Below are 18761 nucleotides of genomic sequence, written 5' to 3'. Positions count from 1 at the left end.
CGGGACGCTCACCGGTCGTACAGGTCGTGGTGGGTGACGCGGAGCTCCTTCTCCAGCAGGTAGTCGCCGTCGAAGTCGTAGTACTTGGCGAGGGTGACGTCGTCGCCCGCGAAGTCGGCGATCGCCTGCTCGGAGTCCCAGAAGGTCAGCGTGATGAAGTGGGCGACGCCTCCGTCCTCGCGATGCAACACGTACGCGCCCCGGTTACCGGGAGTCGACCGGTAGTCGGGGAGCGCGACGTCGCGCATCAGCCTCAGGTAGTCCGCTGACTTCTCGATCGGGGTGGAACCGTGCCAGATTCGGGCGATCATCGGATTCCTCCGCTCTGTTTCATCGAAGCACCCAGTCCGTCGGCCATCAGGCCACCGTGAGCGGCCTCGTCATCGTGTTCGTCCGCTGCGCGTGTCACGCTCGCGGCGGACGGTCGGCCGCCTTCCCTTGATCGTGGTACGCCGGAGGGCGGCGATCACCTCATTGGCCGCGGCCTGCGGCACCTCCACCAGCGAGAACCGGTCGGCGATCTCGATCGCGCCGATGTCGTGCCCGCTCAGGCTCGACTCGCCGGCGATCGCGCCGACCAGGTCCTGCGGCCGGATTCCCGCGCTGCGCCCCAGGCTGAAGAAGAGACGTGCCATTCCACCCGCAGGGGTGCGGGCGCGTCGCTCGCCGTCCCTGGCGGTCTCCCGCTGCCCACGCCGCTTCTCCACGGTCCGCGGGGCCACCTCGGGAATCTCCTCCTCGTCGAGCGCGGCGCCGCTGGACTCGTGCGCCAGCTTGACGGCGGCGAGCGCCACCTCCATGAGGTCGAACTCGTCGGTGAGCGACTCGACCAGGACGCGGAAGTGCTCCAGGTCGTCCTGGAGCAGGCACTCCTCCAGCGCGACCCGGGTCAGCTCCATCCGGCGCGTGTGCAGGTCGGCGAGGGTCGGCAGCCTCCCCACCGGGATCCGCTGCCTGGTCACCCGCTCTATCGCCTTGAGCATCCGGTGCTCGCGCGGCTCCACCAGGGTCAGCGCCACCCCTTCGCGGCCGGCGCGGCCCACCCTGCCGATGCGGTGGACGTACGCCTCCGGCGCGGACGGGACGTTGTAGTTGACGACGTGGGTGAGCTGTTCGATGTCGAGGCCGCGCGCCGCCACGTCGGTCGCGATGAGCAGGTCGGCGGTCCCCGCCCGCAGCCGTGACATCACTCGATCGCGTTGCTCCTGCTCCATGCCGCCGTGCAGGGCCTCGGCGCGGTGGCCGCGTCCGTTCATCGCCTCCGTGAGCTGGTCGACCTCGTCACGGGTACGGCAGAAGATGATCGCGGCTGTCGGCGCCTCGATGTCAAGGAGGCGGCCGAGCGCCGCGGGTTTGTGCGCCCTGGCGACCAGGTACGCGCTCTGCTCCACCAGCGGCGTCGTCTGGCGCCCCTCTGCCGCCGTGTGCCCCATCTCTATCCGCACCGGGTCCCGCAGGTGACGGCGGGCGATCCCATCGATGCGCAGCGGGATCGTCGCGGAGAACAGCACGGTCTGGCGATCCTCGGGGGTCGCCGCGAGAATCGCCTCGATGTCGTCGGCGAACCCCATGTCGAGCATCTCGTCCGCCTCGTCCAGCACGACGGTGCGCAGACCCTCCAGGTCGAGCGTTCCCCTGCCGATGTGATCGAGGGCCCGTCCCGGCGTCGCGACCACGACGTCCACCCCGCGCCTGAGCGCCTGCAGCTGCCTGCCGATGGGCGCGCCGCCGTAGATCGGCAGCACGCGGGTGCCCAGGATGCGGCCGTACCGATGGAACGCCTCCGAGACCTGAACGGCCAGCTCCCGCGTGGGCACGAGCACCAGCGTCGCCGGCCCGGCGTCACCACCGGAGTGGAGCATCCGCTGGAGCACGGGCAAGGCGAACGCCGCGGTCTTCCCCGTGCCCGTCGCCGCCTGCCCCAGCAGATCGCGCCCCTCCACCAACGGGGGGATCGCCTCTCTCTGGATGGGAGTGGGCTCCTCGTAACCCAGAGCGGACAGCACGTCCAGGAGCTCGGATCGCAGCCCCAGCTCGGCGAAGGTGCCCTCGCCTCCGGTCGCGTTCATGGTCATCGCCGACTCCTCACGTCATTCGACACCGCCTGCCTCCGGCCATCTTCCGGGAAAGGTCCGGCGACAGGCCGGTGCGGGGGCATCAGGCTGCGGGCTCGTCCCGCTCAGCACGGGTCCTGTCCCACTGTGGCCCCACCGTGGACCCACCGTGCGCAATACCGCAGCTCTACCCCTGCGAAGGCTCCGGGAACGTCGCGCAGGGCAGGTTCCGCGCGGGGGACGCCCATCGGAGAGCGTCGACCGCTGTCGCCATAATGGCCGGCATGTCCGCACCCTCCTTGCACGGACGGCTGTTCCGATCCTGCGCCGACGCCGACGGCGGTGAGGTCGGCGTCGAGACGACCCGGAATCGGTGACGGCCACCCCGCGCGCTGCGGTGCGCGAAGTGGCCGTCACGTCGTGGGGTCGCGCCTAGCGGGCGACGTGGTCGGCCAGGACGGCGGCCGCTCCATGGGGGTCGTCGACCGGGTGCCGCTTGTTGGCGTTCTGCCAGGAGTAACTGCCCCCGCCGTAGCCGACGAAGACCCATACCGGCAGGCCGGGCGCGGGCCTGTGCACCATGAGCGCGGTGTTGTTGTCCCTGAGCTCGGCGTTGACGCCCAGCAGGATGAGCGCGTCGCGCAGCCGGACGAGCTGATGCTCCTGGCCGAGCCTGGCCAGGTCGACGGTGTCGGCGGGAGCGATCCTGGTCACCTCGCGCTCCTTGTGCTCCGCCACCCGCGGATCGGTCGAGACACGTCCTCTCCCCCTTGTGCGTACGGTCCAGGGCCCTGCGTCAGGAACGCAGGAAGGCGCCCAGGGTCTGGTTGAACTTGTCGGGCTCCTCGCTGAACGGGGCGTGGCCGCTGTGGTCGAACCTGGCCACCTGCGCCTTCGGCAGCCGGCGGGCCAGCCACTCGTCGAGGTCGCCGGGGAAGATCTTGCTGCGGGCGCCGTACATCAGGAGGGTCGGGACGGTGAGCTCCCGCAGGACGGGGCGCAGATCCGCGTAGGCCATGTCGTACCAGACGGACAGGGCCGCCGACGTGGCCATCTTGGTGGTCTCGGCGTAGACCGCGTCGATCACCTCGTCCGGCGGAGTCTCGGCGAAGCACGCGGCGATGAACGGCTTGATCACGCTCGGCCTGGCGTACCGGACACCCTGCGCGAAGACGGCGAGGTCGGTCGTGGAGTAGCCGCCGAGCAGCGGGAAGTCCCAGCCCTCCCCGTCGAGGAATCTCGGCGACTGGTCGACGAAGGCCGCCGACCGCAGCAGGTCGCAGCCGAACTGCTGGACGTACGACAGGATGACCGCGGTGCCCATCGACCAGCCCACCATGGACACCTCGCGCAGCTGCAGATGCTGCAGCAGGGCGCGAATGTCGCGTGCGTATTGCGACAAAGTGTGGCCATCATCTGTTTTCCCGGACAAACCATGCCCGCGCAGGTCTACAGTGATGACCCGATTGGACTCGCTGAGCGCGCCGACGTTCTGCCCCCAGAACGAGCTGTTCATCGTCCACCCGTGAATGAGCAGCACAGCGGGCCCAGACCCATGGTCTTCGTAGTAAAGCGGCACGCCGTCCGCCAGCTCCAGGTATGACATCTTGTCTCTCCAACAAGTTGAAATGTCCGGGCCGTAACGACTATCCGCTATGCGCCTTGGCCTCCCAAGGGTTTCGGCAGCGTTGCATAGGGGTTGCAATCGGTACTAACTTGCTCGTCAGGAGATCATGGACGACTCGACGCGACGGCTGGCCCGCGCTCGCGAGAGCGCGCTGAGTGGCCAACGACCTGCGCAGGTACGCCCGGAGGTACGTGCGTCGTGGGATCGCGCCCGCCTGCAGGGCGTCCACCCCGACCGCTCGCTGCCACCCATCGAGCTGCGGGACGACCGGGTGCGCAGGCTGCAACGCGATCATCCGATGGCCTCGGTGTGGCCCACGTTGCTCGGCACGCTGCGCGACGCGGCCACCCAGCCTGGCCATCTGATCTTCGCCAGCGACTCGGCGGGGCACCTGCTCTGGGTCATGGGCGACCGATCGGCGCGCAGGCTGGCCGAGGGCGTGCACCTGGTGCCCGGCGCGCTGTGGAGCGAGGGCAAGGCGGGCACCAGCGGGGTGGGGACGGCGCTCGCGCTGGGCCGGCCGTTCCGCGTCCGCGGCCCCGAGCACTTCCTCTCGGTCGCGGTGGACTTCACCTGTTGCGCCGCGCCCATCAGGAACCCGGTCACCGGCGAGCTGCTCGGCGCCATCGACGTGACCTGTCCCACCTCTGCCGCGAACTCGCTGTCGCTGTCCCTGGTCGCGGCGGCCGCGCGGCTGGCCGAGGCGCAGCTGGGCGAGCAGACCAGGCAGCAGGACGAGCGGTTGCGCATGCGCTATCTCGAGCACGTCATGCGCCACAAGGGCATTCACAGCGCGCTGGTCGGCGCCGACGGCCGCGTGCTGCACGCCTCGCCGGGCGGCTGGCTGCCGCAGCGCTGGCCGTCGCCACCCCGAGAAGGCCCCGCGACGCTGCCCGACGGCCGCAGGGTGGTCTTCGAGCGGCTGTCGGCGACCGGGCCCTTCGCCGTCCACTGCACCGACGGCGTCGACAGCACCAGCGAGGCCCTGCTGCTGCACGCTCTCGGCCGCGACCGCGCGTGGATCCGCCTGGACGGCGTCGCCCACGAGCTCAGCGCCAGGCACAGCGAGCTCGTCGTGCTCCTGGCCGCCCATCCCGCAGGGCTGACCGCCGACGCGCTGGCCCGCCTGACGTACGGGCAGGGCGGCAAGACGGTCACCGTCCGCGCGGAGATGACCCGGCTGCGCCGCGTCCTGGGCTACCGCCTGGCCTCCGATCCTTACCGGCTGCTCGGGCGGACGGTGGCCGACTTCCTCACCCTGGACGACGAACTGGCCACCGACAGCGTCGGCGCGCTGCTCGACCGCTACCGGGGGCCGCTGCTGCCGTCGTCTCGGGCCGAAGGGGTCGAGGCGCTGCGCGACCGGCTGCACCAGCGGCTGCGCGGCAGGGTCCTGTCCCACGGCGACGCCGACGCTCTCACCCGCTGGACCACCGCCCCGCACGGGCGGGAGGATCTGCTGGTACGGCAGGCGCTGGAGCGAGCCGAGAGCTGACCATCGGTCTGTTCGGGCCGCGGACCTCTTGATTTCCGGCCATGCGCCGTTCACCGGCACGTCACCGGCCCTGCCTACGCTGAGCCTCCTGGAGGGGCTCATGCGAAAGCTTGTCTCGTCCGTCGCCGCGGCGTCGCTGCTGTCCGGCTGCGGCGGCGACCTCGCCGGCGCCCGGTCGATCCTGGACAAGGACGAGCTGGTCGTGGCCGTGAAGTCGGATCAGCCCGGCCTGGCCGTGAGAACCAGCGGAGGGGTCTTCCAGGGCTTCGATGTCGACGTGGCCGCCTACGTGGCCGCTCGGCTGGGCAAGAAGGTCTCCTTCGTCGCGACGACCTCGGAGGGCAGGGAGGCGAAGCTGCGCGAAGGGGCGGCCGACATGGTGGTCGCGACCTATTCCATCAGCGCGGAACGCAAGAGGCAGGTGACGTTCGCCGGGCCGTACTACGTCTCTCGCCAGGACATTCTGGTCCGCGCGGGATACGGCAGGATCCGGAACGTGCGTGATCTCAAGGGGCGCAGGCTCTGCGAGGCACAGGGCTCCATCTCCACCTCACGCATCGTCGACGGGCACCGGATCGCCGCGGTGCTGGTCCCCGCCAGGACCTACGGCGAGTGCGTCGACCTGCTCAGATCGGGGGCCGTGGAAGCCGTCTCCACCGGAGACCTGATCCTGGCCGGGTTCGCCGTCCGCGAGCGCGGCGCGTTCGCCATCGTGAACGCTCCGTTCACCGCCGAGAGGTACGGCATCGCCCTGCCCCTGGGCGACGTGAAGGGGTGCGAGCAGGTCAACCGGGCCATCACGGACATGTACCAGGACGGCACCGCGGCCAGGCTCCTGGACAAGTGGTTCGGCGCGAGCGGTCTCCAGCTGTCGGCCTTCGTGCCGGAGTTCGAGGGCTGTACGCCGTAGACCCCCAGGATGCGAGGCCGGCCGTGGGGCGGCCTACCGCGGCGCCGATCACCGTGGGTGTCGCACCGCTCGGGGCTGACCGATCCCGACGGCTGCTCTGGCGACCGCGGCCACCTGGGCGGGATGGCTGAGCTGCGGGTGGTGGCCGGCTCCTGCAACGACGGTCACGGCGGCATCGGGGGCGTCGCCGACGAGCGGGTCGAACTCGCCGATGACGAGGTGGACCGGGACCGGGCAGGTGGCCGTCAGCGCCCGCAGCTCGGCGCGCTCGGTGTGACGTTGCGCCCGGTGCAGCCATCCCGCAGTGCGCCGGGCGACCCCCGGCCGTCGCAGCTGGGCGACCGCGTCGTCCAACGCGCGCGGCGTGGCGGCGTCGGTGACGGCAGGGCCGAGCAGCGCCTCGCCGAGCCGCCGGGCTGAAGCCGTCCGGATGAGGGGCCCGACGAGCGCGGGTGCGCGCAGGTGCCACCGGGGGCGCCGCTGGAGGAAGTAGGGCGAGACGAGGACCAGACCCGCGACCCGTTCAGGGTGGGCGTGGGCGTGGCGAAGGGCGGGCGCGGCGCCCGCCGAGTGCGCGACGAGGACCGGCCTGCTGGTGAGGGGAGCGAAGAGCTCGGTGAGCCAGTCGGCGGGGTCGGCGGCGGTACGGCTGGAGCGGCCCAGCCCCGGGAGGTCGGCCACCAGGGCGGTGCCGTCCAGCTCGGGCAGCACGCCTTGCCAGGTCTCGGCGTCGAGCGGCAGGCCGTGGAGCAGGACGTAGCCGGGAGACACACGATCACCCGCGAGGTAGGTCCGCGCTCCGGCGACGAGGTGGAATCCACCGGGCAGCGGCGGCTGGGCGCGGCCGAACCGCTCCGCGACGAGCCGGTCCGCCCAGCGGCGCGCGGCGTCCCGCACGGGCGGATGGCTCAGCCCGGCGGCCCTGGCCAGCGCATCGGCGGAAGAGGTGTCGTAGCGATCTTCGGACAGGAAGGTCAGCGTCTCGGGGTCGACTCCGGTGATCGCGCGAGGCAGCCGCCGTACGAGGCCGACCGGGAGCACCGCGCGGGGCGCGCGCACCCCGAGGTGGCGGGCCAGCAGCGCGACCAGGTCGGGCAGCGGTGGGGTGGCGTCGTCCAGGAGCCAGTGAGCGCGGTAGGGCCCCTCGTCGTGCTCGGGGACGGCGGCCAGGAAGCGGGCGAGGTGATCCACGGTGACCACGGGGACGAACGTGCGTCGCGTACCGGCCAGCGCTGGGAGCCGCCCCGTCCACAGCTGCTCGACCAGGCCGGCCAGGCCGAGGTACTGACCGGCTTCGCCCGTCATCGAGTCCCCGATCACGGTCGCGGGATTGACCACGGTCAACGCGATGCCCTCGCGTGCGGCGATGGCCCGTGCCGCGGCATCGCCCTCGCGCTTCGACGCCTCGTACGAGCCGTACCGCCGGTACAGCCGGGCCAGCCGGTCCTCGGGAACGGGGTAAGGGAGCGGGTCCGCCGCCCCGACGCGGTACCCCGAGATGTGGACCACGCGCCGCAACTCCGGGCGTGTAGCAGCCCAGCGCAGGACGTTCACGACACCGTCGACGTTGGCTCGCCTGGCCTCCTCGCGCCCCAGACCGAAGCGGTACACGCCGGCGGCGTTGAAGACGTCCCGTACGGAACTCAGCCGCTCTCCGTCACCGGGGTCGAGCCCGAGCCCCGGCCGGGTGATGTCGGCCGTGACGACGGTGAGCGCCTCTTCGTCGATGTCGTGCTCCCTGAGCCAGGTGCGCAACTGCGCACCGCGGGCTGACCCGCCGCGGACGGTCACGGCGACCGCCCGTCCCTGCCTGAGCAGCTCCGCTGTGAGCCGGCGGCCGATGAGGCCGGTGGCACCGACGACCAGGGTCTCGGGCTTCGTTTCCATGAGCGCCTCTCTAGACCGATCTACATATTTTATGGACAGAAGAAAGCAGGGGTGTTCCCGCGGACCTATGGCGGGCCTCTCTCCGCCCGCCGCGGTCGTCTTCTCAGGCTCCGAGCAGGACCGCCGCGGAACGTCGTGCCCGCTCGATCGGCACGCGACTGCGCCGGGCGCGGGCCAGGACGAGCGCCCCCTCGACGAGGGCGAGCAAGGAGCACGCGAGGTCCTCGGCATGGTCGCGGCCGTGGCCGTCGGCGACCAGGCGGTCGGCGAGCGCCCTTTCCCAGCCGTCGTAGGCCTCCGCGCAGACCTGCTGCAACGAGGCGTTGGTCGCCGCCACCTCCAGGGCGACCGTGGCGATCGGGCATCCCTTGGCGTACCCGGCCTCCTCCATGCGGTCGGCCAGCGCGTCCAGCACCGCCTCGATCAGCTCCCTGGTGTCGGTGACACCCTCCGCGAGGCTCCTGATCAACGCGTCGATCTCCCGGGCGGAGACGACGAGGGCCTCCGCGGTCAACTGGTCCTTGCCGCCGGGGAAGTGGTGGTACAGCGACCCCCTCGGGGCCCTGCCCGCCTCGATCACCTCGTTGAGCCCGGTGCCGAAGTACCCCCGCGCCTCGACCAGAGTGCGGGCGGCGTCGATCAACCTGGTCCGCGTCTGATCCCCTTTGACTACCATGAGGAGAATGTAGACCGATCTACATAATATTGTCGAGTTGTGGTCGCCTGTCATCCGAACGCGCCTCCCGAACGGTAGTCATCGCCGGAGACAACGAGACGGAGTTGATGGATGGACGACGGGTTCACCGAGTATGTGGCGCACCGGCATCTGGGGCTGTGCCGGATGGCGTACCTCCTCGCCCGGGACTGGGGCACGGCAGAGGATCTGGTGCAGACCGCGCTGGCGAAGGCCTGGGTCGCCTGGCGGCGGATCGAGGGCAACCCCGACCCGTACGTCTACCGGATCATCGTGAACACCCACGCGTCGTGGTGGCGCAGGCGCTGGCGCGGGGAGGTGCCTGCCGAACGGGTCCCCGAGGCGGCCGATCCGCGCGACGCGGCTGCCGAAGTGGCCGATCAGGCCGCGATGTGGAGCGCGATCGGCACACTCTCCCCGCGCCAGCGCGCGGTGGTCGTTCTGCACTACTTCGAGGGACGAACGCTCACCCAGGTCGCCGACATCGTCGGTTGCTCGCTGGGAGCGGTGAAGAGCCAGCTCAGCCGGGCGCTCACCCGTCTACGGGTCGATCCGGACATGCAGACCATGAACATGGAGAGGGTCAAGCGATGAAGCACACCGAGAGCGATCTGCGCAGGCTCCTGACCGTGCGGGTCCAGGAACGAGCCGGCCGCGAACCGTCCGCCGATCTCGACGCGATCGTACGGCGGGGCCACCGCATCCGCCGTACCCGGCGGGTGGTGACGGGCGGTGCGGCGGCGGCTTTCGCGGTCATCGCCGTCGGACTGGTGAGCGGCCTGCCGGCCGGACCGCCCGGCCCTGGTGAGACGTCGGTCGCCCAGCGTCCTGTGGACTCGGCCCGGGTCGAGCCAGGACCGAAGCTGCCCGAGACGATGCCCGTGGTGCTGGGGGCCGTCAGATTTGACCTCTCCCTCATCGACTCCCAGCGGTTCCAGACGATGGGCGTGGCCCGGACGGTGACCTTCACTCCGACCAGCTTCTCCACCGGGTACAAGCTGGTCTGCGACGATCCCCAGGCGTGGGTGGTCATCAGGAGCAAGCTCAAGGGCGGCGAGATGGGCGGTTCGTCCGGGCGCTGCGGCGAGTCGGTGGGCGGGCATCACGACCGGCTTTCGGCGCCCTCCGGCTGGCTGAAGCGTCCGCAGTCCTTGCAGGTCTGGATCTTTCCCGCGGACGCCCCGGTCCGGGAGGTCGCGGAAGCCGTCACGGGCTGCCGGCCGCCCGGGAAGTCGAAAGGATGTGACGAGAGGGCCCAGTCCCTGGAGCTGATGAACCCCAGGGTGCGCGAACGCCTGTTGGCCAAGGTCGGCGAGGTACCAGGCAGGTGGGCCGTCGGAATCTACGACCGCCCAGGGAAGGGCGAGCCCGCCCCGACCGGCGCCCCTCTGTCAGAGGCTGAGTCTCCGGCGTCCACGCCGGCCGGCTAGGGCCGTTCCATGCAGGTGACGGGTCCCCACCCGGCCTGCATGGAACCGTCCAGAGGTCGCGATCGCGGGCCCGCCGTCTCAGCCGAGCCCCAGACCTTCGCGCAGGTTCCGGTACACCGGGGTCCAGCCCAGCTCCCTGGTGGCCTTGGCGTGGGAGACCCGCATCGTCGTGTCGATCATCAGACAGCCCAGATACGGTACGGCCAGCCGGATCAGCCACCGTGGCGTCACGACAGGACGAGGGGTGCCGTGTGCTCGGGCGACCGCGGTGAGGAAGGTTCGCCAGCTCGTGGGCTGGTCGTCCACGATGTTGTACGCCTCTCCGTCACGGCCGCGCTCCATGGCCGCGACCGCGGCCGTCGCCGCGTCCTCCACGTGGATGAAGGACGTGGTCCCCGTCTCCCCCCGCGGCAGCACCGGAGCCCGCTTACGCATCAGGTCGGCGAACATGTCGCTGAACGCGTGCCTGCCGTAGAACATCCCGTACCGCAGCGCGATGCCCTCGATGCCGTCCGCGGCGAACACCTGCCGCTCGGTGGCCACGCTGGAGTCCGTCACCAGGTCGCCCACGTTGCCGGCGTGCAGGCCGAAGACGTCGTTCTCGGTCAGGACCCTGGTGCCGTGATCGCGGTAGCCGTACCCGGTGATCAGCGACTGGGTGACGAAGCGACGCGCGCCCACCGCCCGCGCGGCCTCGAGGAGATGCTCGGTCCCCCTGCCGCGCAGGAGGATGGTGGGGTCGTCGGGGCGCAGCCTGCGCCCGGCCTCCCGCAGCGCCGTGGCCTGGTGCATGACCACGTCGGCGGCGTGGCCGTCGACCGCGCGCAGCAGGCCGTCGCGATCCATCACATCCGCGATCACAGGGAGCGCGCCGCGATCCGCCACGAGCCGCCGCTTGGCGGGATCGCGGATGACCGCGATCACCTCGTGCCCCGAGGCGGCCAGCGCCGACAGCAGCGGCCGCCCGATCGCACCGGTGGCACCGGCGAGCACCACCCTCATCGCGCCTGCTCCTTCGCCCCGCTCACACGCAGGTGGCGGGCGCGGAACACGATGCCCACCACCGCGACGAGGGCCTGAGCGCCGATCACGTAGGGATCACTCACGGCGCCGCCGAGATGGGAGTCCATCGCGTGGTTCACCGTGTGGATCAGGCCGGCCGTGGCGAGGCCGACAAGGACGACCAGGATCGCGTCCCGCCACACCAGCGCCGCCACCAGGGCGATCCCGATGCCGACGTGGAAGGCGCCCAGGTCGTGCAGGAAGTGCTCATGAGGGGGAAAGTTGACGTATTCGGCGAACGACTGCGGCCATCCCCACATCCAGACGCCGAAGACCAGCGTGTACAGCGCGCTCAGGGCCACGACCACATTCGTGACAGACCGTGCCATGACGACCTCCTGTCTCGGTTGAACTGACGACTGGACGAGACAGCCGTTCCCGATGTGACAGAAAGTCGCACATCGCCTCACCCACCCCGTCACAGGCCCGGCCCTGAGTGGCACCGGTCACTGTCACGCCGCGCGGTGGCACCCCGCCTCGGCGATCTGGAAGGGAGCTCCCATGGCTGAAGCGTGTGCTGGGCGTCGCGCTCTAAGGTGCCGCGGTCCTGCTCGCCCCGGCTAGCACCCGGTCAGCGGCGTTTCCACAGGAGAGTGGCGGCCTCGCGGGCGGCACGGTGATAGGGCGGCAGTTCCTCACTGCTCCAGTACACCTCCACCTGCGGATCGCTCTCACTCATCTGAGTGAGCTCGGTCTGGGCCTCCAACGTCAGTTCCCAGGCCAGGACGCCGGGCTCGACCTCTGCGAGGTAGACCCGGCGCCAGCCCTTCACGTCCTCGTTCGCGAGCCTCTCGGGACCCGAACGCCAGGTACGCCAGATCGCCCTCGTTCCCGCATGTTCGCTGAGCGCGTCGACCACGAGGTGATCAGTGAGATCGACCAGCTCTTCCTGCAGATCTGCCAGCTCCGCCGGGATTTCGGCAGTGAGGTCGAGGGCGGCGGGGACGCGTACGTGCTGCGCCACCTCGGGCGATACCGGACTGAAGCGGTGACCGGTGCCGCGGGTGGTGTCTGTGATCGCCACCTGGTCCACACCCGTCGGCTCGCCCTCGATGCCGAGCGCCACGAAGAGGTCGCGCAGGATCTCCACCTCCTGCGCCGTCAGCGGCACGCCGAGCTCAACCGCTGCCATGGTGAGGGCGTCGGGCAGATAGGCCAGGTCGCCTTCGGCCAGCATGGCGCGCGCCTGCGTGAGCAGGCCGTCGGGCACCTGGCCCGCCAGGCGTAGCAACATCCGGTGCATGCCGCCGTAGAGCCGCCACTCTCTCTCGTCCAGCTCCGCCCACTCAACCGTCACCGGGGGCCTCCCTCATGACGATGATCTCATAGTCCGGGGGCTCCGAGAGGGAACGACGGTTCACCATGTCCGTGATGACCCGTTCCACGTCTGCGCGCACGCCTTCCACCTGCTCCTGGTCCCTGACCCACTCGGTACGGGAGCGGGGCGGGAGGACGGCCTCCTTCTCGGAGGCGTAGGCCGAGAAGACGGAGATGTCCCTGGCCTGCTGGCCGGTGAGCTGATAGACGACCAGGACCTTGCGGTCGCCGGCCGGGTTGTCCAGCATGAACCGGACGGCCACTTCCAGGCTCAGGCTGGTGCTGAGGAACTCGCGAGCGGTCCCGTGCGGATGCCATTTCGATCCGTAGATGGGCGAGTGCACAGGCGTCAACCAGTCTCCGCGGTAGGCCAGGACGGGACGGTCGGGTGTACCGACGGCGGGCAGTTGCATCATGGCGTCGTGCACCATGTCGACGTGCCAGCGCATCTCGTCGAACAGACGCGTGAGCCCCTTGCCCAGCTGCATTTTGACATCGTTCAAGGCCTCCTGCCGTTCCCTGCGCGCTTCTCTGAGGTCCTTGCCCGCCTGCCTGGCCTCCTCTTTCCGGCCCTCCGCCCGGTGCTCGGCAAGCGCTTTCGTCGCCTCGTCCGCCCGGCGTGCCGCGTCGACGTACGCCTGAGCGCGCTCGTGCAGCGAGCTCCTACCGCTGGGGTACAGCGCGGAATGGACGACTGCCGGGATGTATCCGCTGCTCCGCTGTCCGCCGGCCATGTTGTCCAGGTACGCCGTGACCGCCTGGTGTATCTTGTCCGCCAAGCGGCGATGGACCACCGACTCCGACAGGCCGGCGGTCCACAGTTGTGTGCGCGCGACGTGATTGATCAGGGAGTGGCTCGATTCGGTGTAGACGGTCATCGCCATCAGATGAGCGGGCGACAGCCGCTCACCCAGCGCTCGAACCTGGTCGACGTTCGTCGGGTCGACGCCGTTACGCTCCAACCAGCGCCAGAGGCTCTGGTCCGTCACCCGCCCGCTTTCCAACTGCGGCCACAGGCGGTCGGCGATGCCGCGTATATGGGACGGCTGCGTCTCTGTGAATCCAGCTTTGTCCGTGGCGTTCATGTAATACCGGGCCTCGTGCGGGAACATGCCGTCGGGGAGGACTTCGCGCCTCAGGGTCCCCAGATCTATGTTCGGCAGATTCCGGTAGAAGTCCACGGCGGTGGGTCGAGTGCCGGGCTCCAACGGCATCCAGCCCACGCCGGCGATCTGCGCACCCTTGGCGACCTCGAACAGTGAGTGGTCCCGACCCGGCAGCATCCAGCCCATCAGGGCGCCGAGAAAGTGCTCGGTCGTCTTGGGGCCGAGATCGAGGAACTTGACGGCCGTCAGCATCTTGGCGGTCGTTCCCGAAACGCCGTCGACCACGAGGAATCCCGCGCTCGACGTCTTCTGCGCCCACCTGCTCGACGGGAGGTCGTGCATGGTCGCGCCCTCTCGCCAGGGCAGCGGTGTGTCAGGATCGAGTTTCCTCTGGGTGGCCTCCTCGATGTAGGCCCTTTCGAACTTGCCCAGCGGCGTGCCCAGTCCCTCGTAGTGCTCGGGAGTCGTGTGGAGGCCGAGCTCCTGGATCTCCTCGTCGGTGCGAGTGCGCCGACTGTGCTGACTGCTGACCATCTCGGAGACGTCCCTGACGCCGCGCTGCGACATCATGCCGACGTTGCCCGTGCCGAACGGGTCGCGGGTGAACGTGTTGCTGTCCGACATGAACATGGCCTCCGCGCGTCCGATAATCGGACGGTGCATCCGCTCATCGAGCTGGTGCTGGGATCGCCGTATCTCGCCGACGTCCAGACCGGCGTCGCGGGCGGCGTTCCAGCGGTTGTTGTCCATGATGTCGAGCAGGGCGTTGCCCAGGATGTGCGGATTCTCGCGGTTGTAGTAGGCGCCGTTGTAGAAGGCCGTCACCAGCTCGCGGAGGTTACCGTGAGCGAGCAGGTCGTCAAGGGTCACATCACGCTTGCCCACCTGGCCCGCGCTGGCGAGGTCGTCCTTGAAGAACACGCTCTCCACGCGCCGGGTGAAGTCCTCGACGCTCTCGTCCGATCGCCTGGGGGTGAGCTCGAGGAGTACGTCTCGCATCTTGCGCAGAGCGGTACGGGCGGCGTCCAGGGTTTCGGGGTTGTTGAAGTAGTACGCGCCCAGGCGCTGCTCGAACCTGGTGGCGTCGGCCGACCAGCGGGGATCGTTGTAGAAGCGCTCGAAGTCGAACGGAGCGCGCGTGGTGTTCCACGCGCCGTCCGGCACTCGAGCATGCGAAGCCGATTCCCCCGCGGGACGGAGCGGCGGCAACGGATCGCCCTCCCCGCGGAGTGGCGTGACGTCGCCGGCATGGGCGGTCTGAGTGGACGCCTCCGCCAGCCGGGACGGGGGGACGGGGTCTCCGTCGTGGTTGAGCAGCCGCTCGATCCGGCTCGTCCCTGCCGACGGGTCGCTGTCGCCGCGCCCTGTCGCCTGCGTCGAGGGGTCGCCTGCGCCGCGGCCGGCCGCGTGCGTCGTCGTGTCGGCGCCATCGCGATCGGCTGCCCGGCGAGTTGAAGCGCCGTCGTCACCGTCGGCCGCCTGGCGGGTGGTGCCGGGCCCCTTCCCGTCAGCCTCCGGGCGGGCCGTACCTGGTTCTTCCCGGTTGGACCCGTGGCGCGGCGTGCCACCGGCGCTCTGCTCGGCGGCCTGTCTGGGCGTGCTTCCGTCCCCGCGATCGGCGGCCTGGCGGGGTGTTCCGGCATCGCTCCTCTCCCCCGCGGTCCGGGGGGCAGGGACGGGGTCTGTGGATCGGAGGACCCCGGGGGAATCCGTGCCGCTCTTGGGCGTGCCGCCTTGGTCCGCGCTCGTGTGTGCCTTCGTGCCCACCGGCGAGTCGGCGTTCTGCGCGTGGTGGACGGACTCGCCGGGTGGAGCCGGCGCATGGGCGGCCAGTTCGGTGACGTTCGTGTTGATCTGGTTGAGAGGGTGGCCGGGAGCGGCCCCGGCCGGGCCGCTCGTGTCAGAGGTGGACGCGGGGCCGGGGTGGGGGCTTGGCGGGTCCCCCTTGGGAGTCGAAGGCGTGTGGGAGCCCGGCGGCGGGTCCGCCTGAGAAGGCGAAGGCGGTGGGGGACCGGACGAAGGGTTCCCTTCACCGGAGGTTCGGTGCGGCGGGGGCGGGTCGCCGCCGCCGCGCGGGAGCGTCGTGGTCAGGTGCTGGCCGTCGGCGCCCAGAGCGCTGGAGGTGATGCCCTTGGCGAGCATCTCCCAGCTGAAGTTGCCCTCGGCCAGCAGGGTCCCCGCAGTGGTGATCCCGCCGGTCAGAGCGTACTGCGCCGCCTGGCCGTAGAGGGACGAGCTGGCGGCGGACAGCAGCTTCTCCGCCGTCGTCATCTCCGCCCGGCTCAGCCCTGCGCGCAGGGCGGGCGTGGCCAGCCGGCTCAGACCACCGGACAGCAGACCCATGAGCCCGCCCATGGCCCCGCCGCTCAGCGCGGAGACCACCAGCTGCCTTGCGTCGAGTTCGTCCCTACGTCCCTGCGCCATCTGGAGGGCCTGGATACCGCCGTCCATGCCGGCCACAATCCCGGCGAACAGCGCGATGTTGAGCAGCGTTCGCTTGGCGATCTGCGCGACCGTGAGCCGGGCGAGAGCCACACGAGGGGGTATGAGCGCCAGGCTCGCCCCGCCGCTGGCCATGGCGGCCGCCAGCAGGTAGGCGATCTGCACGATCAGCAGCCATACCGTGGCCTCGATCATGTACTTGGCGTACTGGATCTGCACGCCTACGCCGTTCAGCGCGATGGCGGTGTTGATGAGCCGTGTGACCAGGTCGGCCACCTTGCCGCCCGCGACTTCCGAGACATGCTGGGCGAAGGCCAGGTGGGCGTCGCCGTCCCATTCAGAGCCGATCTTGTTCGTGCTCGACGGCAGATCGGCGAGGGTGCCCTCGACGAGTTGGTGCGCTGCGACCACGCAGGCGTCGGCGAGCCGGAAGCATCCGGTCTCGTCCCCCTCCGGCCAGTCCATGCCGACGACCCAGCCGACGTACGGCTTGGCCCAGTCGGGGACCAGGAATCCGTCGAATCCCACGGAGGATCAGGAGCCGTCCGTGATGGGCCGGTCCACCAGCTCGTAGGTGCCGGCATTGGCGTGGAGGTTGGTGGCGACGCCCTCCAGCTGGTCGATGTAGTCGCTCAGCGCGCTGAAGATGCGCTCCTCGATCTCGGGCATCTTCTTCGCCAGCTCGGCACCGTACATGTCCTTGCCGAGAGTGCCCCGGTCGCGGTGGAAGGCCGCTTTCAGGGCGTCCGACACATCATGTACGTGCAGCTGGCGCTCGACGTAGACAGCGGCTTCATGGCGCAGGAAACCCGGCCGGACGTCGAAGCCGGCCATTACTCGGGCTCCACGGGCGGCGGCAGGAACGCGTCCAGTGTGGCGTTCTCGCCGAAGACCTCTTCGTACGGCAGGCCTTCCGGCATGAGTGGCTCCATGAGCTGCCTGCTCTGCTCGGAGACGGCCCCCGTTGCCCGGCTGATCTGCTCCATGATCGCGTCCGCCAGTTCGGCGGGGGACAACCGCCGGTACACGCGCGGGTTCAGCTCGATGGAGCGAACCTGGCCGCGCGCGCCCACGGTCACACCGACCATCCCGTCGTCCGAGTGAACGGTGGACTCGAGCGCGCCGAGCTTCGCGTAGGCCTCACGGACCTGCGTGATCTGCCGGTTCACATCTCCGGCGAGCTCTGCGATCGTCGCATGAAAAGCGTGCGTCACAGATAAAACCATACACAGCTTCATAAACGGCTACATCTTGTTCATCACAGGTCCACCTGGTCAACATGACCGTGTGCAATAAGCGGGCCGGGTCCGGACACCCTGCCGACCCCCGCCTCCAGTCCCTGCTCGGTACGTGGCCTACGGCCCGCGGCTTGGAATCAGGAGACCGCTGATTAGGGTGATCACCGTGCAGCAGCCGTCAACTGAGTTCGAGGAACGCCTCTGGGCCGCGTTCGAGGCGGGCGCGACAGCCCTGTGCCTGGGCATGCTGAGGGACGCCGACTTCGCGCTGCCGATGACCAAGGCGGCCGCCGAAGGGCTGGAACCGGTCGCGTGGCCGACGGTCGTCGCGGACGGGCGTACCTGGATGCTGGCCTACACCTCGGCCGCCGCCATGGTGGAGGGCAACGGCGGCTGGACCGAGCACCACAGGATCGCCTCGATGGTGGACCTGGCCGCCGGCTGGCCGGACCCACGCTGGGGGCTGGCGATCAACCTGGGGCTGCCGGTGAGCTTCCTGCTCGAGTCGGGGACGGTCGCGAGGCTGGCCGTCCCCACACTCGCCCAGGACCTCCTGCTCGACCCGGAGGCGGGGGTGCCTCTGCTGCAGAAGCTGCTGAGCCCCTCCGCCATCAAGGACATGGTGCTCGGCGGCGAGGACAGGGTCTCCGGCTACGTCCACCACGCCCTGGACGTCGCGCACATCGCCACGCCCGCCGTCCTGGTGGACGCGCTCGGCCAACCCGCCATGCTCACCCCCACGGGGAGCGTCAACCTGCTGCGCTGGCGTCCGGTGGGGCTCGAGCTGTACCGCACGCCGTACGGCGGGTTGGACGAGGAACAGCGCGACGCGGTGGCCGGCTGGGTGGTGGAGGAGCCGCCGTTCATCGGTCTCGGCCTGGTGCCCAACGTCGACCAGGTGATCCGCGAGTACAAGGTGTACGGCGTCGGTCTCACCCACGGCGCGGAGATCTGGGAGCTGGCCGACGACGGCCTGGAGTACAGGCGCGCCTTCTACCACGGCGACCTGCGGCGCTGGCTGCTGGTGAAACCCGCATGAAGGGGCACTCCTACCGCGCCCGCTGGCACGGCGCCGACTACCCGGCCAGTCCCGAGGCGTCCGCGCTCGAGGTCTGGCTGCGGCTGCGCAGCGACGAGCCCGCCGAGGGTTTCACCGAGGTCGAGGAGGGATGCCACGTCATGCCCGTCCCCGCCACCGCGTGCGAAGCGGTGTGGTACGTGACCACGGTGTGCCGGTGGCGAGGCGTGGAGTGCCACGTGCACGACGAGCGTGAGGGGGAGCTGCTTCTGGAGTATCTGGGCGGCTCGGCGCCCGAGGCCGCGGCGCTGGGCATGGAGCGGATCGAGCGGGGCGTCTACCGCCGCTGGGTACCCGTGGCCGAGGTCGAAGATCTGCAGGAGCACGCCGTACCGCTGGCATTGTGAGTTTGCCGCGTTTAAAGCGAATTATCCGGACGTTCTTGTCGAATGATGTTCATGTGCCGGAAACTAGCCAGTAA

Annotated in this window: 18 protein-coding genes; 6 read left to right on the top strand and 12 right to left on the bottom strand. The window is 70.0% G+C overall.

What is annotated here, in order from left to right; genetic code table 11:
* Window positions 1-8: 8 nt before the first annotated feature.
* From FHR33_RS28750 to FHR33_RS28735, 4 genes are all read right to left on the bottom strand, one after another.
* Window positions 9-311, bottom strand: coding sequence for an antibiotic biosynthesis monooxygenase family protein (locus FHR33_RS28750; RefSeq protein WP_183654088.1), 303 nt, complete (start codon window positions 309-311; stop codon window positions 9-11).
* Window positions 312-380: 69 nt separating this feature from the next.
* Complete coding sequence (locus tag FHR33_RS28745; protein WP_183654085.1) at window positions 381-2075, bottom strand: DEAD/DEAH box helicase; 1695 nt, start codon at window positions 2073-2075, stop codon at window positions 381-383.
* 411 nt (window positions 2076-2486) lie between these two features.
* Complete coding sequence (locus tag FHR33_RS28740) at window positions 2487-2768, bottom strand: hypothetical protein (protein ID WP_183654082.1); 282 nt, start codon at window positions 2766-2768, stop codon at window positions 2487-2489.
* 82 nt (window positions 2769-2850) lie between these two features.
* Window positions 2851-3660, bottom strand: a complete 810-nt coding sequence (locus FHR33_RS28735; RefSeq protein ID WP_183654079.1) for an alpha/beta fold hydrolase — start codon at window positions 3658-3660, stop codon at window positions 2851-2853.
* A gap of 127 nt (window positions 3661-3787) precedes the next feature.
* Between FHR33_RS28735 and FHR33_RS28730 the strand changes: the two genes are divergently transcribed.
* Window positions 3788-5176, top strand: coding sequence for a GAF domain-containing protein (locus FHR33_RS28730; RefSeq protein ID WP_183654075.1), 1389 nt, complete (start codon window positions 3788-3790; stop codon window positions 5174-5176).
* A gap of 100 nt (window positions 5177-5276) precedes the next feature.
* Complete coding sequence (locus FHR33_RS28725; RefSeq protein WP_183654072.1) at window positions 5277-6086, top strand: glutamate ABC transporter substrate-binding protein; 810 nt, start codon at window positions 5277-5279, stop codon at window positions 6084-6086.
* Between the two features lie 48 nt (window positions 6087-6134).
* Here FHR33_RS28725 and FHR33_RS28720 read toward each other — a convergent pair whose 3' ends face one another.
* Complete coding sequence (locus tag FHR33_RS28720; protein WP_183654070.1) at window positions 6135-7973, bottom strand: alpha/beta fold hydrolase; 1839 nt, start codon at window positions 7971-7973, stop codon at window positions 6135-6137.
* Between the two features lie 103 nt (window positions 7974-8076).
* On the bottom strand, window positions 8077-8649 hold the full coding sequence (locus FHR33_RS28715; protein ID WP_183654067.1) for a TetR/AcrR family transcriptional regulator: 573 nt from the start codon (window positions 8647-8649) through the stop codon (window positions 8077-8079).
* Window positions 8650-8760: 111 nt separating this feature from the next.
* Between FHR33_RS28715 and FHR33_RS28710 the strand changes: the two genes are divergently transcribed.
* Window positions 8761-9261 carry a SigE family RNA polymerase sigma factor gene (locus FHR33_RS28710; protein WP_183654063.1) on the top strand — a complete coding sequence of 167 codons (501 nt, stop codon included), beginning with the start codon at window positions 8761-8763 and terminating at the stop codon, window positions 9259-9261.
* Entirely contained in the window at window positions 9258-10097 is an 840-nt protein-coding gene (locus tag FHR33_RS28705; RefSeq protein WP_183654060.1) for a hypothetical protein, read from the top strand. The genes FHR33_RS28710 and FHR33_RS28705 overlap by 4 nt, the downstream gene beginning before the upstream one ends.
* 78 nt (window positions 10098-10175) lie before the next feature.
* Here FHR33_RS28705 and FHR33_RS28700 read toward each other — a convergent pair whose 3' ends face one another.
* The 6 genes from FHR33_RS28700 to FHR33_RS28675 all read right to left on the bottom strand — a co-directional run bounded on the left by FHR33_RS28700 (window position 10176) and on the right by FHR33_RS28675 (window position 17238).
* Window positions 10176-11099, bottom strand: coding sequence for an NAD-dependent epimerase/dehydratase family protein (locus tag FHR33_RS28700; RefSeq protein WP_183654057.1), 924 nt, complete (start codon window positions 11097-11099; stop codon window positions 10176-10178).
* Entirely contained in the window at window positions 11096-11488 is a 393-nt protein-coding gene (locus tag FHR33_RS28695) for a hypothetical protein (RefSeq protein WP_183654053.1), read from the bottom strand. The genes FHR33_RS28700 and FHR33_RS28695 overlap by 4 nt, the downstream gene beginning before the upstream one ends.
* Window positions 11489-11730: 242 nt before the next feature.
* A complete protein-coding gene (locus FHR33_RS28690; RefSeq protein WP_183654051.1) occupies window positions 11731-12456 on the bottom strand; it encodes a hypothetical protein in 726 nt (241 codons plus the stop codon).
* Window positions 12446-16552, bottom strand: coding sequence for a WXG100-like domain-containing protein (locus FHR33_RS28685; protein ID WP_183654047.1), 4107 nt, complete (start codon window positions 16550-16552; stop codon window positions 12446-12448). Before FHR33_RS28685 ends, FHR33_RS28690 begins: the two co-directional genes overlap by 11 nt.
* Before the next feature lie 6 nt (window positions 16553-16558).
* The gene (locus FHR33_RS28680) at window positions 16559-16858 is read right to left on the bottom strand and encodes a hypothetical protein (protein WP_183654045.1); all 300 of its coding nucleotides are present in this window, start codon (window positions 16856-16858) and stop codon (window positions 16559-16561) included.
* The gene (locus FHR33_RS28675; RefSeq protein WP_312895762.1) at window positions 16858-17238 is read right to left on the bottom strand and encodes a YbaB/EbfC family nucleoid-associated protein; all 381 of its coding nucleotides are present in this window, start codon (window positions 17236-17238) and stop codon (window positions 16858-16860) included. The genes FHR33_RS28680 and FHR33_RS28675 overlap by 1 nt, the downstream gene beginning before the upstream one ends.
* Window positions 17239-17428: 190 nt before the next feature.
* On the opposite strand from FHR33_RS28675, the gene FHR33_RS28670 reads away from it, so the two are divergent.
* Both FHR33_RS28670 and FHR33_RS28665 read left to right on the top strand, forming a co-directional pair.
* Window positions 17429-18301: an SseB family protein gene (locus FHR33_RS28670; RefSeq protein WP_312895761.1), complete on the top strand. Its 873-nt coding sequence runs from the start codon at window positions 17429-17431 to the stop codon at window positions 18299-18301.
* Window positions 18298-18687, top strand: coding sequence for a UCP033725 family protein (locus FHR33_RS28665; protein WP_183654040.1), 390 nt, complete (start codon window positions 18298-18300; stop codon window positions 18685-18687). The genes FHR33_RS28670 and FHR33_RS28665 overlap by 4 nt, the downstream gene beginning before the upstream one ends.
* Window positions 18688-18761 lie beyond the last annotated feature (74 nt).

Origin of the sequence: Nonomuraea dietziae, assembly GCF_014195505.1 — a bacterium.
Lineage (GTDB): Bacteria > Actinomycetota > Actinomycetes > Streptosporangiales > Streptosporangiaceae > Nonomuraea > Nonomuraea roseola.
The sequence above is the reverse complement of the archived record's forward strand: the minus strand, read 5'-3'. Positions and strand labels throughout refer to the sequence as shown.

Bases quoted from the DNA above. Each gene is read 5' to 3' on its own strand.
- FHR33_RS28730 (WP_183654075.1), top strand. From the start codon at position 3,788: ATGGACGACTCGACGCGACGGCTGGCCCGCGCTCGCGAGAGCGCGCTG.
- FHR33_RS28710 (WP_183654063.1), top strand. From the start codon at position 8,761: ATGGACGACGGGTTCACCGAGTATGTGGCGCACCGGCATCTGGGGCTG.
- FHR33_RS28695 (WP_183654053.1), bottom strand. From the start codon at position 11,488: ATGGCACGGTCTGTCACGAATGTGGTCGTGGCCCTGAGCGCGCTGTAC.
- FHR33_RS28720 (WP_183654070.1), bottom strand. From the start codon at position 7,973: ATGGAAACGAAGCCCGAGACCCTGGTCGTCGGTGCCACCGGCCTCATC.
- FHR33_RS28725 (WP_183654072.1), top strand. From the start codon at position 5,277: ATGCGAAAGCTTGTCTCGTCCGTCGCCGCGGCGTCGCTGCTGTCCGGC.
- FHR33_RS28705 (WP_183654060.1), top strand. From the start codon at position 9,258: ATGAAGCACACCGAGAGCGATCTGCGCAGGCTCCTGACCGTGCGGGTC.
- FHR33_RS28715 (WP_183654067.1), bottom strand. From the start codon at position 8,649: ATGGTAGTCAAAGGGGATCAGACGCGGACCAGGTTGATCGACGCCGCC.
- FHR33_RS28745 (WP_183654085.1), bottom strand. From the start codon at position 2,075: ATGACCATGAACGCGACCGGAGGCGAGGGCACCTTCGCCGAGCTGGGG.
- FHR33_RS28750 (WP_183654088.1), bottom strand. From the start codon at position 311: ATGATCGCCCGAATCTGGCACGGTTCCACCCCGATCGAGAAGTCAGCG.
- FHR33_RS28680 (WP_183654045.1), bottom strand. From the start codon at position 16,858: ATGGCCGGCTTCGACGTCCGGCCGGGTTTCCTGCGCCATGAAGCCGCT.
- FHR33_RS28665 (WP_183654040.1), top strand. From the start codon at position 18,298: ATGAAGGGGCACTCCTACCGCGCCCGCTGGCACGGCGCCGACTACCCG.
- FHR33_RS28735 (WP_183654079.1), bottom strand. From the start codon at position 3,660: ATGTCATACCTGGAGCTGGCGGACGGCGTGCCGCTTTACTACGAAGAC.
- FHR33_RS28700 (WP_183654057.1), bottom strand. From the start codon at position 11,099: ATGAGGGTGGTGCTCGCCGGTGCCACCGGTGCGATCGGGCGGCCGCTG.